Annotated in this window: 8 protein-coding genes; 5 read left to right on the top strand and 3 right to left on the bottom strand. The window is 68.2% G+C overall.

From position 1 onward, the window contains the following. Positions 1–146: 146 nt before the first annotated feature. The 5 genes from AB0K11_RS24030 to AB0K11_RS24010 all read left to right on the top strand — a co-directional run bounded on the left by AB0K11_RS24030 (position 147) and on the right by AB0K11_RS24010 (position 9,529). Positions 147–413 (top strand): acyl carrier protein, encoded by a 267-nt coding sequence (locus AB0K11_RS24030; protein ID WP_364982905.1) that lies wholly within the window; start codon positions 147–149, stop codon positions 411–413. Positions 414–586: 173 nt separating this feature from the next. Then, complete coding sequence (locus AB0K11_RS24025) at positions 587–2,305, top strand: fatty acyl-AMP ligase (protein ID WP_364982902.1); 1,719 nt, start codon at positions 587–589, stop codon at positions 2,303–2,305. After that, positions 2,302–6,468 carry an aminotransferase class I/II-fold pyridoxal phosphate-dependent enzyme gene (locus AB0K11_RS24020; protein WP_364982899.1) on the top strand — a complete coding sequence of 1,389 codons (4,167 nt, stop codon included), beginning with the start codon at positions 2,302–2,304 and terminating at the stop codon, positions 6,466–6,468. Before AB0K11_RS24025 ends, AB0K11_RS24020 begins: the two co-directional genes overlap by 4 nt. Beyond that, a complete protein-coding gene (locus AB0K11_RS24015) occupies positions 6,465–7,169 on the top strand; it encodes a thioesterase domain-containing protein (protein ID WP_364982896.1) in 705 nt (234 codons plus the stop codon). Before AB0K11_RS24020 ends, AB0K11_RS24015 begins: the two co-directional genes overlap by 4 nt. Further along, positions 7,163–9,529, top strand: a complete 2,367-nt coding sequence (locus tag AB0K11_RS24010; RefSeq protein WP_364982894.1) for an MMPL family transporter — start codon at positions 7,163–7,165, stop codon at positions 9,527–9,529. The genes AB0K11_RS24015 and AB0K11_RS24010 overlap by 7 nt, the downstream gene beginning before the upstream one ends. Positions 9,530–9,844: 315 nt before the next feature. Here the strand turns inward: AB0K11_RS24010 and AB0K11_RS24005 are convergent, their stop codons facing one another. The 3 genes from AB0K11_RS24005 to AB0K11_RS23995 all read right to left on the bottom strand — a co-directional run bounded on the left by AB0K11_RS24005 (position 9,845) and on the right by AB0K11_RS23995 (position 13,050). Beyond that, positions 9,845–10,693, bottom strand: a complete 849-nt coding sequence (locus AB0K11_RS24005) for an alpha/beta hydrolase (protein WP_364982891.1) — start codon at positions 10,691–10,693, stop codon at positions 9,845–9,847. 47 nt (positions 10,694–10,740) lie between these two features. Beyond that, complete coding sequence (locus AB0K11_RS24000) at positions 10,741–11,664, bottom strand: SDR family NAD(P)-dependent oxidoreductase (RefSeq protein ID WP_364982888.1); 924 nt, start codon at positions 11,662–11,664, stop codon at positions 10,741–10,743. An 87-nt stretch (positions 11,665–11,751) separates the two neighbouring features. After that, positions 11,752–13,050, bottom strand: coding sequence for a cytochrome P450 (locus AB0K11_RS23995; protein ID WP_302913431.1), 1,299 nt, complete (start codon positions 13,048–13,050; stop codon positions 11,752–11,754). Positions 13,051–13,125: the final 75 nt, after the last annotated feature.

Raw genomic sequence — 13,125 nt, 5'->3', positions numbered from 1 at the left:
AGAAACCTCCGGATCGGATGCCTTACCCGACGGCTAGGAAAGCCTTCCCGTCGAGGACGGAACTCTGGCTTTCGCGCGATTACGCACGCGGCGCCGCGCGAAGACCATTGACCTCACGCCCACGCAGACGACCTGAGGAGTCCGAGATGACCACGAACCGCCGCCCGATCCTGCACTGGCTCACCGCTCGCCTCGCGTCCTATCTGGAGGTGCCGGCAACCACCATCAGCCCGATGGTTCCGCTCGCCGAGATGGGCGTCGACTCGGTGCATGCGATCAGCCTGGTCGGGGACGTCGAGCTGCATTTCGACATCGACGTGGACCCGACGATGATCTTCGACTACCCCACCCTGTCCCACATCGCCGACTTCATCGGCAGCGCCGTCGCCGAGCAGCAGCAGGCAGTGGCGTAGACACGCCGCACCGCGCGGTCGTTGACAACGGCAAGACATTTGCCGAAATTGACCCGCCCGCAAGCGCCTTCGCCCGTATCAGCCCAGCAATCGAGGGTTGTGGAACGGTGCGCCGAGGACGATCATCGTCACTGCACTGGTTTGCTGATTTTGGCTCACCCCGCAGGAGCCTCATGAGGACGTCGCACACCACGGATCTCGTCTCGCACCTGCGCTCGCAGTTCGAGGCCCACGCCGACGACCGCTGCTTCACCTTCCTCGACGAATCCGGTCGTCACCTCGTCCCCCAGGTGACGACCTTCGCCGGCCTGGACCGTGATGCGCGCGGACTCGCCGCCTGGCTGGGTTCACAACCGGAGGCCGAGCGGCCGGTGCTGCTGCTGTTCGAGCCGGGCATCGATTTCTGGCGGGCGTTCCTCGGCTGCCTCTATGCGGGGGTGATCGCGGTACCCACGCCGCTGCCCGTCGATCAGCGCAGCATGAAGCGGGTCGCGGGGATCCTCCGCGATGCGGACAGCGGCCTGGCGTTGACGACGGAAAAGCTGCGTGGGCTGCTCGCCGCCGGGATCGAAGGACTCGGCCTGGCCGGACCACTGCGCTGCGTGGCCACCGATGACCTGCGACTCGCCAGTGCGGACGCGTGGACGATGCCGGACCTCACCGCCGACACCGTGGTGTTCCTCCAGTACACGTCCGGTTCGACCGGGGACCCGAAGGGCGTCGCCGTCACCCACGGCAACGTGGTGCACAACGAGACCGCGATGTCCGAGGCCGTGCGAGCGCACGCGGCGTCGGTGATGGTCGGCTGGATCCCGCACTGGCACGACATGGGCCTGATGGGTCAGATGCTGGCGTTCTTCAACGGCGCGGACCTGGTGACGATGTCGCCGCTGGCGTTCCTCAAGCAACCCGTCCGGCTGCTCACGGCGATCAGCGATCACCGCGGAACGATGACCGCCGCACCCAATTTCGCCTACGACCTGATCGCGCGCCGGGTGACACCAGAGCAGCTCATCGGCCTCGATCTGTCGTGCTGGGAGGTCGCGCTCAACGGTGCCGAGCCCGTTCGCCGCCGCACCATCGAGCGCGTCACCGACCTGCTCGCCCCGGCCGGGTTCGCGCATGCGGCGATGTGCCCCGCGTACGGGATGGCGGAGGTGACGTTGATGGCGACGTTCAGCAGCGACGGTCCGCGTCACCTCGACGCGGACGTCGATGCCCTCGAACAGCACCGGTACGTGCCCGCGACGGGCCGTGCGGTCGCCCTGGTGAGCTCCGGCCCGCCTGCGCCGGGCGTCGAGGTGCGGATCGTCGATCCCGAGACCGCGACGCCGCTGCCCGAGGACGCCGTCGGTGAGATCTGGCTGCGCAGCCCGAGCGTGGCCAGCGGTTACCACGGCCGTCCGGTGCAGACCGCCGAGCAGTTCCGCGCGGAGACCGCCGACGGCGAGGGGCCGTATCTGCGTACCGGCGACCTCGGGCTGCTGCACGACGGCGAGCTCTTCGTCACCGGGCGCCTCAAGGACCTGCTGATCGCCAACGGCCGCAACCTGTACCCGCAGGACATCGAGGAATTCGTCCAGGACGTCCACCCGGCGGTCGCCGGGTCCCGCGGTTGCGCGGTGTCGATCGACGCCGACGACGCCGAACGCCTGGTGCTGATCCAGGCCGTCAAGACCGAGCTGCTCGGTGACACCACGTGCGGCGAACTCGCCGCCGCCGTCCGCACCGCCGTGGCCCGCGGCTTCGATATCCCCGCGCCCAGCGTGGTGTTCGTCGAACGCGCCGGCATCCACCTCACCACCAGCGGGAAGGTGCAGCGCGCGTCCATGCGGGCGGCGTTCATGAAGGGCGAACTCACCGACGTCCTCCACGAAGAGCATCCGCGATGACCGACATCGCCGTCGTCGGCCTCGACTGCCGCTTCCCCGGGGCGGAGGACCCTGCTGCACTGTGGCGGCTGCTGCTCGACGGCGCGGACGGCATCGACGAGATCCCGGCCGAACGGTGGGACGCGGCCGGGCTGCTCGACGACGGCGCCGTCAACCACCGTGCCGGCGGCCTGATCGACGATGCCGACGCCTTCGACAACGACTTCTTCGGCATCGCGCCGCGCGAGGCCGAGGCGATGGACCCGCAACAACGGCTGCTCCTGCAGACGGCGTGGCGCGCCCTGGAATCCGCCACCCTCGACCCCCGGGCGCAGGCCGGATCCGACACCGGTGTCTTCGTCGGCGTGATGGCCAACGAATGGGCCCACCTGCACATGAGCGACTATCGCACCATCAGTGCGCAGGACGGCTCGGGCAACGGCTACTTCATGACCGCGAACCGGCTCTCCTATCAGCTCGACCTCAGGGGCCCGAGCCTCGCCGTGGACACGGCGTGTTCGTCGTCGCTGGTCGCCGCACACCTGGCCGTACAGGCACTGCGCAGCGGCGAATGCGACCAGGCGGTCGCCGGCGGTGTGAACCTCACGCTCACCCCCGCCCTGAACGTCTTCTACACCAAGGCCGGCCTCGCCGCGCCTGACGGCCGCTGTAAACCGTTCAGCGGCAAGGCCGACGGGATCGGCCGGGGCGAGGGCGTCGCCGTCGTGGTCCTGCGGCGGTTGTCCGATGCGCTCGCCGCGGGGTTGCCGGTCTACGCCGTCATCAAGGGCAGCGCGGTCAACAGCGACGGCCGCAGCAACGGGATCACCGCGCCGAACCGCTGGGCGCAGCAGCAGGTCGCCGCCACGGCCTACCGCGCCGCGGGCATCGAACCCGCGCAGATCGACTTCATCGAGGCGCACGGCACCGGGACCCTGCTCGGCGACATGATCGAGGCGAAAGCGCTTGCGCACGCGCACCGTTCGCGCCGTGACAGGCCGGTCGCCATCGGGTCGATCAAGGGCAACCTCGGCCACACCGAGGGCGCAGCCGGCATCGCGGGCCTGCTCAAGGTCGTGCTCAGCCTGCACCACCGGGTGGTGCCGCCGTCCCGCTTCGCGGATTCCGAGAACGCACAGCTGCGGCTCGGCGACGGCGGGCTGCGGATGCTCACCGAGCCGATGGAGCTGCCGTCGGAGACCACGATCGCCGGTGTCTCCAGCTTCGGTATCGGCGGCACGAACTGTCACATGGTGCTCGCCACCGCGCCGCGGGCCGAGCCCACGCCGACCGCCACCGGGACGGGAGTCCTCACCCTCTCGGCGGGGTCACCAGAGGATCTGCGCCGCAACGCATCTCTGCTCGCCCGCGACATCGAGAACAGCGCCGCTCCGCTGGTGCAGCTGTGCTGGTCGACCAACCGCATCAAGGCCTCTGGCAGGACGCGACTGGCGATCGTCGCCGCCGATCGCGAGGAGGCCGTCGCGGCACTGCGCGGGGATTACGCGACGGGCACCGCGACCGCCGTGTCGGCGGGCTGGCTGTTCAGCGGCCAGGGCACCCAGTACCCCGGCATGGCGACCGCCCTCTACGACACCAGCTCGGTATTCCGCGACGCGTTCGACGAGGTCGATGCCGCGATGACCCCGCACCTCGGAACACCCCTGCGCGACGTCATGACCGACGCGGGCGTCGATCGCACCGAGTACGCCCAGCCCGCGATCTTCGCGCTGCAGTATGCGCAGGCGCATGTGCTGCTGCGGCTCGGCGCCGAACCCGCCTGGCTCCTCGGGCACAGCATCGGCGAGTACACCGCCGCCGCGGTCGCCGGGGTGTTCAGCCTCGACGACGCGTGCCGCCTGATCGTCGCACGCGGCCGTCTGATGCAGCAGCTGCCTGCGGGTGGCGGCATGCTGGCGGTCCGTGCCGGCACGGCTGACGTGTCCCACTTCCCCCTCGACCTTGCCGCGGTGAACGGGACCGCCGAGGTCGTGCTCTCCGGTGCGACGGAGGCGATCGACGACGCCGCGACCACCCTGGACCACGCGGGGATCACGGTGCGCCGGCTCAACGTGTCGCACGCGTTCCACTCGCGGCTGATGGACCCGATGACCGCCGAGTTCGCCAAGGTCGCCGCAGCGTGCTCCTACGATCTGCCCGCCATCCCGGTCTTCTCCACGCTGCACGGCCGGCTGCTCGGCGACGACCAACCGATGGATGCGGCCTACTGGACCGCCCACATCCGGGCCACCGTCCGGTTCGCCGACGCGGCCGCCGAGGCGATGCAAGCCGAACCCACACACCTCGTCGAGTTCGGCGCCAGGCGAACGCTCGGCCCGATGATCACCCGATCACACGAGGGGTCTCCGCCCGCCCTGGCCGTCGGGACCGACCTCACCGGGGCCGTCGCCGCGCTCTACCGGGACGGCCTGGATCCCGACTGGAAGCTGTTGTACCCCAGCGACGCGCAGGTGACTCACCGGCTCAGCGGCTACTCGTTCAGCACCGCCCATCGGTTCTGGATCAGGGAACGGACCGCCGGAGACGTCGAATCGGCGCACGCGACGACGAAGGGTTCGACGATGGACGATCTCATCGCACTGTTCCGCGAGCAGGCCGCCGTGCTCGCCGCATACGGACAGGGCGCGACGCCTGGTCCACCTGCGGCAATGGCTGTCTCGCAGGTCGATCCGACTGCCGACACGACGGCAATAGTCCGATCGGAGATCGCGCGCGTCAGCGGATTCCCTGAGCAGAATCTGCGCAGCACCCAGACCATCGTCGGGGACCTCGGCTTCGACTCGATCATGGTGGCCGACGTCTTCAGTGGGCTGGCCCGAAAGCTTCCCGGCGTGGCGATCGACCCGGCCGGGTTCAGCCCGGCCACCACCCTCGCCGACGTGATCGGCATGGCCGGCGGGCAGGAGGCCCACTCGCAGGCTGCGACCGGCCCGGTAGCGCCGGCCGTCCGCCCGCAGTTCCGGATCGCCGAGTTCGACGAGGTGAAGGCGCTGGCCGAGCGGTTCGCGTTCGGCGCGGCCATCGGCGTCGACAACCCCTACTTCAGGGTCAATGACGGCGTCACCCGCGACACCTCGATCATCGGCGGCGCGGAGGTGATCAACTTCTCCAGCTACAACTATCTGGGGATGTCCGGCCACCCCGCGGTGGCCGAGGCGGTGTCGGACGCGGTGCGCCGGTGGGGCAGCTCGTGCTCGGCGTCCCGGCCGATCTCGGGTGAGAAGCCCGTCCACCGCGAACTGGAACTCGAGCTGGCGGAGCTGCTCGGCACCGAGGACGCGATCGCTCTCGTCAGCGGCCACGCCACCAACGTCACCGTGATCGGGCACCTGCTCGGGCAGGGCGACCTGGTGATCCACGACAGCCTCGCGCACGACAGCATCATGCAGGGCTGCATCCTCTCGGGAGCCACGCGCCGGCCGTTCCCACACAACGACCACGCCGCGCTCGACGAGCTCCTCGCCGGCATTCGTCACCAGTACCGCCGGGTGCTCGTCATCATCGAGGGCGTCTACAGCCAGGACGGCGACATCCCCGACCTGCCCGCCTTCATCGACGTCAAGCGCAGACACCAGGCGCTGCTGATGATCGACGAGGCGCACAGCATCGGCGTGCTCGGTGAGACCGGTGGCGGCATCGGCGAACACTTCGGCGTCGACCGCACCGACGTCGAACTGTGGTCCGGCACCATGTCGAAGTCGCTGGCCGGCTGCGGCGGCTACGTCGGCGGCAGCCGCGAACTGGTCGAATTCCTCAAGTACACGACGCCGGGCTTCGTCTACAGCGTCGGCATGCCCCCGCCGACCGCGGCGGCCTCCCTGGCCGCGATCCGCACGATCCGTAGCGAACCCGAGCATCTGCGGCGGCTGCGTGAACTGTCCACGCTGTTCCTCACGCTCGCCCGGGAGGCCGGCCTCGACACCGGTGACAGCGCGGGCACACCCGTCATCCCGTGCATCGTCGGCAGCTCGGCCACGGCGCTGAAGCTGTCCAACGCGCTGCTGGGCCGCGGCATCAACGCCAACCCGATCATCTATCCGGCGGTGCCGGAAGACAAAGCGCGACTGCGCTTCTTCGTCACCAGCTGCCATTCCGACGAGCAGATCCGCTACACGGTCAAGGCACTCGCCGAGGAACTCGCGTTCCTGACGGAAGCTCCATGAGGGCGGGTGACACCATGCGGCTGTTCTGTTTTCATCACGCCGGTGGCGCCGGCGCGATGTTCGACGGCTGGAACAAGGCGCTCGGCCCGGCGGTCGACGTCGTCGCGGTGGAGGTCCACAACCGAGAGCGATTCGCCACCCTGAATCAACTGGTCGACCACATCGACCAGCAGTTGCGGCCGGCACTCGACGGTCCCCACGCGTTCTTCGGCCACAGTTTCGGCGCGTTGGTGGCGTACCGGTTGGCCTGCATGCGCACCGGATCGGGTGCACCGGCGCCGCGCGCGCTCGTGGTGTCCGCCTTTCCTCCGCCGCACCTGCCGGCACCGATCCCCCACCATCTCGACGACCACCAGATGACGGCGCTGCTCTCCGATCTGGGCGGCATCCCGCCCGAGGTCGCCGAGTGGCCCGCGCTGCGCGACGGCGCCGTGCGGGCGGCCCGAAACGACCTGCGGCTGTGCAGCACCGACGACGGGACCCGGCCCGTGGTGCTCACGTGTCCCATCCACGCCTTCGGCGGCAGCGACGACCCGCTGGTCACGGAATCCGATCTGCACGAGTGGAGTTCGCACACCACGGGTGCCTGCTCCGTGCACATGCTCCGCGGCGGCCACTTCTATCTCGATGACGGACCGCCGCTGTTCACCGCCCTGCTGCCCGTGCTGGCCAGGCTCCCGGCCGTGAGCGGGACATGCTGACCCGGCTGGCTGTTCTCACGGTGCGACGGCCGAAGCTCATCCTGCTCGCCGTGCTCGCGCTGCTCGGCGTCAGCCTCGTCTTCGGCGCCACGGTGTCCCAAAAGCTCGGCGTCGGCGGATTCGTCGACCCGGCCGCGGAGTCGTCACAGGTCGCCGAGTTCCTCGACCAGAACTTCCCCACGACGCCGAATCTGGTGCTCGAGGTGGTCGCCCGTGACGGCGCCGTGGACGGTCCAGACGTCGTGACGGCCACCGACCGGGTGCGCCAGGTCGTCGAGGCCGAACCGGCGGCGAAGGTGGTCGGCTCGCTGAGCCGGCCGTCCGCCGTCCTGGTCCACGTCGGCGGCACCACCGACGAGGCCACCAAGACGGCGATCCGGATCATCGACGAGCTGGCCACAGACGACGCAGCGGGCGACGTGCGTGCGGGCGGCCCGCTCGGTGTGTCGGTGGAGATCGAGGACCGGGTCAGCAAGGACCTCGTGGTCAGCGAGAGCATCGCGCTGCCCGTCCTGCTCGCCGTGCTGGTGATCGTCTTCGGCGGGCTCGTCGCCGCTTTCCTCCCGCTGGCCATCGGCATCACATCGATCGTGATGACGCTGCTGGTGTTGGCGATCATGGTGGCCGTCACCGACGTGTCGGTGCACGCGCTCACCGTCGCAACGGCATTCGGGCTCGGGTTGTCCATTGACTTCGGCCTGCTGATGGTGTCGCGGTTCCGTGAGGAGCGCGCACTGGGCAGGGACCACGAGGCGGCCATCGTCGCCACGGTCACGACGGCGGGCCGGACGATCATCTTCAGCGCCGCGACCGTCACCCTGGCGATGTCGGGACTGTTGGTGTTCCCGCTCTACTTCCTGCGGTCCACCGCACTCACCGCGAGTGCGGTCGTGATCCTGTCGGCGCTCAGCGCGATCGTCGTGTTGCCCGCGCTGCTGGCCCTGTTCGGGAGGCGCATCGATTCGCTCGCGGTCATCCGGCGGAGAGCCCCGCTCTCGGCGGAGTCGGCGTTCTGGCGACGATGCGCCGAGGCGGTGACGAAAAGACCGCTGCAGTGCGCACTCCCGGTGATCGCGGTTCTGCTGGTGTTCGGCATCCCCTTCCTCGGCGTACAACTCGCGATGCCAGACGAACGAGCGCTGCCTGCCGATTCCGATGCCCGGCTGGTGGCCGAATCGCTGCAGGAGGACTTCGCCGCGGACAGCTCACAGGCGGTGACACTGCTGGCCCGCAACGATGTTCGTGCCCTCGACGGGGTGGCCGTCTCGGCGTCGGGGATGGACGACGTGGTTCGGGTGGTCGCGCCCGGCGGCACGTACGAGAGGGGCGAGCGCATCGCCGGTCCGACGCCGGGCTTCGAAAACGACGGCGCCGCATACGGACTGGTCTATCTGTCGGTGGACGCCCAGTCCGACGCGGCTCAGCAGGTCGTGCACGCGATCCGGTCGGACGCCGCCGAGCGCCAGGTACAGGTGGGCGGACCGACCGCCACGCTGATCGACACCAGCGCGGCGGTCGGGGACCGTCTTCCGACGGCGATCCTGCTGATCGCGTTGGCCACGTTCGTGCTGCTGTTCCTGTTCACCGGCAGCATCGTCGTGCCGCTGAAGGCGCTCGTCCTGAACTTGCTGATGTTGAGCGCGGTGCTCGGCACGATGGTCTGGATCTTCCAGGACGGGCATCTGACCTCGCTGCTCGGGGTCACGCCCGCGCCGCTGAACCTGTCGATGGTCGTGCTGCTGTGCTGCATCGCGTTCAGCCTGTCCGTCGACTACGAGATCTTCCTGCTCAGCCGGATCAAGGAGGCTCGCGACGCGGGGCTGTCGAACAACGACGCCATCGTCGTCGGCCTGGCACGGGTGGGCCGGATCATCAGCAGCGCAGCACTTCTGCTCACCATCACGCTGTTGTCGTTCGCCAACGGGCTGTCGTTCATGAAGATGTTCGGCATCGGCACCGCACTGGCGATCGTCATCGACGCCACCGTGATCCGCGGTGTGGTGGTGCCCGCGTTCCTGCGCGTCGCGGGCGACCTGAACTGGTGGGCGCCGGGACCGCTGAAGCGGTTGCATGCCCGCATCGGCTTCAGCGAGGCCCCGGCACCTGTGCGGGAGGACGACACGCAGCGACTTCCACCGGTGCGCGCACCCGAGCCCGAGACGGTGCGGCTTCCGGCGCCGCCACGCGACGAGGACACCGTGCGGCTACCGCCGAAGCGCGCACCGGAACCCGACACCGTCCGGCAGCGGGCGCCGGTGATCCGGCGCGACGAGGACACCGTGCGACTCCCGCCGGCGGGTGGGCCGGAATCCGACACGGTGCGGCACCGAGCGCCGAGGGTGCCCCGGCCGCCTCGATGAGCGGACATGAAACAGCCCCTCGCCTGAATAATCAGGTTCGGGGCTGTGGCGGTGGCGGAGGGATTTGAACCCTTTCCTCAATCCCTCGTGGCGTCGCTTTTCTTCCCTGAAATGCGGAAATAGGCCCTGGCTGATCACGTGTGATTACAGCCGATCATGGCCAACTGGGGGCAGAAAGTGGGCAGTGCTCCCGGCAGCGCATCACGTGCAGACCGCAATTCACGTGGCCGCTCCTGCGGCCGGCCACGCGTCAAGTTCACCGAGCGCGCCGAGATGGTCGCAATCGCCACCAAGCACTGACTGCGTGCGGCGCCCTCAGGAAGCGAACGCCGCGAGCAGCGCCTCGCACTGCCGGTCGAAGAACGTACGCGACACCTCGGCGGTGCGGGCCACGATGTCGAACCCGTGAAACGCGCCGGTGACGACATAGGTGGTACAGGCAACGCCGGCCTCTTCGAGACGACGGCCGTACTCGACGTCTTCGTCGTGGAGTGGGTCGAGGGTACCGACTCCGATCCAGGCCGGCGGTAGACCAGAAAGATCGTCATGGCGCGCGGGCACCGCGGCCTTTACGTCGGCGTCGCGCAAGTAGGCGGCCCATCCCAACCGGTTGGTCTTGGCATTCCACATCCGATGGTGCCGAGAGTCGATACCGGGCCGATCGCTGGAGCGGTCGTCGAGCATGGGGTACACCAGCAGCTGGAAGAGTGGCGCAAGCTCACCGAGGTCGCGTGCCCACAGTGCCAGCGCCGCGGCCAGGCCTCCGCCGGCGCTCGCCCCGCCGATCGCGATCCGCGTGGGGTCGACGCCGGGAAGCTGCGTCAACCACACCAACGCGTCGTAGCAGTCCTTCAGCGCCGCGGGATGCGGGTGTTTTGGCGCCAAGCGGTAGTCCACCGCGGCGACGGGCACTCCGAGCCGGTCGGCAAAACGTTGACACAGCCGGTCATCCTGGGCCGCCGACCCGATGACGTAACCACCACCATGAACCCACAACAGCGCACCACTCCCTTCCCCGCCATGGGAGGGACGGTGCAGCCGAATGGTCGCTCCGCTCGACAGGACCGCCGCAGCGGCATCCCGTGGAGCCAGCCGCGCCTGCAGTCGACTGAGCGGTCGAATAATCGGCAACGTGTAACGGTTGAAGGCACCCCGCGGCAGCACACGCGCACGCGCACGCAGGTCGGGGTGGAATGGTTCACTCACCGGTATCAGACCGGGAACGTGACGCCAGTGAGTTGCTCTGCAACAGCCCATAGTCGCTTGTGTACAGTCAAATCATGCGATCTCGCACTGGATTTCACCAACGTCGGGTACCCCCTGAGCTCGAACGGTCCATCCGGCCCCCAGTACTGGCCACCGCGCACCTGCGGGCCGGTCGCCGCGAGCAGCTGCGGTAACGCTCCCATCGCAGGACTCTGGCCCACCCACGGCCCGGCCCACCTCATCAACGGAGCGACCGGCTTCCACACGTGACGTATCAACTCCGAATCGGTGAACCCAGGGTGCGCGGCAACAGCGATCGTGGCCGAACCGGCGGCGGCCAGGCGTGCCTGTAGCTCATAGCAGAACATCAAGTTCGCAAGCTTCGACTGCGCGTAAGCGGCGCCACGCTTGTAGCTGCGCTCCCACTGCAGGTCGTCGAAATGAATCGCACCGCCCATCTTGTGGGCGTTACTGCTGACGACCACGACCCGCGACCCGTCGACCGACATCAGGCGGTCGAGCAGCAGCCCGGTCAACGCGAAGTGACCGAGATAGTTTGTGCCGAACTGCAACTCGAAGCCATCGACGGTGACCTCCTTGGGCGGGATCATCACGCCGGCATTGTTGACCATCAGGTCGATACGTGGACAGGCCGCCAAGAGGGTCGCCGCCGCGTCCCGGACCGACTGCAACGAGCCCAGGTCGAGAGCCGCGACCATGACCTCGGCGCCGGGCGCGGTGGTCAAAATCCGATCCCGGGCGGCAGCGCCCTTGTCGGTATTGCGCACTGCGAGCACCACTTTGGCGCCGCGCTCGGCCAAAACGCGCGCCGTGTCATAGCCCAGACCGGTGTTGGCCCCAGTGACAACGGCTACTCGACCGGTTTGGTCGGGTACGTCCGCCTCGACCCACTTCTTCTTCCTCGACATAGACATGCCCCGCTTCGTGAACGCTTGAACTTGGGTTTCTGCGCACTTCGGGCCCTCCGCTCGTATGCAGCAGTGGATCGATGCCTCTCAGCGGGTGTGGAGGGTAACTGGCAACAGGGTAGGTCCCCGCAGGGAGCTGTTGGTCGACCACGTCGTGGGTCCGTCGGCCGAGATGCGGGTGACGCGAGCGACGAGCTCGCGCAGGACAGCATGGGCTTCCATTCGCGCCAACGGGGCGCCGACGCACATGTGCGCGCCGTAGCCGAACGCGATATGCATGCGGGGGTTACGGTCCACCCGGTATATGTGCGGGTCGTCGAAAACGAGCGGATCCCTGTTCGCGGCACCGAACGACATCAGGATTCGAGAACCCGAGGGGATCGTCACATCACCGACTTCGTAGGGAGCCCGGGTGTAGCGATACAGGTTCTGGATTGGGCTGCTGTAGCGGAGTTGTTCTTCTATGGCCATGGGGATCAGGTCGGGATTGGCGCGGATCGCGTCGTATTGCTCGGGGTCCCGCGCCAGGGTGTCGATCATGCTACCGAGGAGGTTGGTGGTGGTTTCGTTTCCAGCGATCAATAGCAGGATCGCGATGTAGAAAAGCTGGTCGTCGGTCAGACTGCCGTCGTCGCTGTGCTCGAGCAGCCGGCCCAGAACCGTGGTGGATCCCTTCATCTCGCCGGCAGCAAGGTGATCGAGGAAGTATCGGCGCAGTGCCATGGCGGCGCGTAACGCGCGAGTGGTGTTGACGACACCTTTGAGGGTGGGCGAGAAGTCGATGAGGCGCACGCTTTCCTCCGACCAACGCCTGAAGTCGGCGATGTCGGTACCCGGGACGCCCAGGATGGCGGCGATCGCGCGCAGCGGCATCGGGACAGCCATCGTCTGCACCGCGTCGCCGCCAGGATCGGCGATCATGGCGTCGACGAGCTCCACAGCGAGGTCATCGACGGTGGCATTCCAACTGTCCAACGCTCGCTTGGTAAAAGCCGGCTGGACTTGCTTGCGGAGACGGCTGTGTTCAGCACCGTCGGTAACCACGACGAGATCTGCGGCCATCCGGATCCTGGTGACTCCCTGGCTACTGGTTACTCGATCGGTGTCACGCAGGGCGGCGCGCACATCGTCGAGCCGATGCAATATCCAGGTTTGCCGTCGAGGGTTGTAGTGCACCCGTCCGCCTCGATGCAGCGCCTCGTAGGCAGCAAACGGGTGCGCGGCCGTGTTGGGATCCAGCGGATCATAGGCGGTGTTGACGGCGCCGGTCCATCCACGATATCCCAGCCGGCGAATACGGATCGCTGCCGAGACGTTCAGCCGCACTGCCGACGTCAGCGGCTTGAGCATGGACGCGGCGCCTTGGGCGGGGTTGGTCGCGGTCATCTCGGGTGGCCTTTCACGAAGAGTGGCAGACGTCGGGTTGGAGGGCGAGAGGTGGGAGCGTCACGCGTCGCGCGG

The organism is Mycobacterium sp. NPDC050551 (assembly GCF_040674075.1).
Lineage (GTDB): Bacteria > Actinomycetota > Actinomycetes > Mycobacteriales > Mycobacteriaceae > Mycobacterium.
Note: the sequence above shows the minus strand (reverse complement) of the source record. Positions and strands in the feature narration are given on the sequence as shown.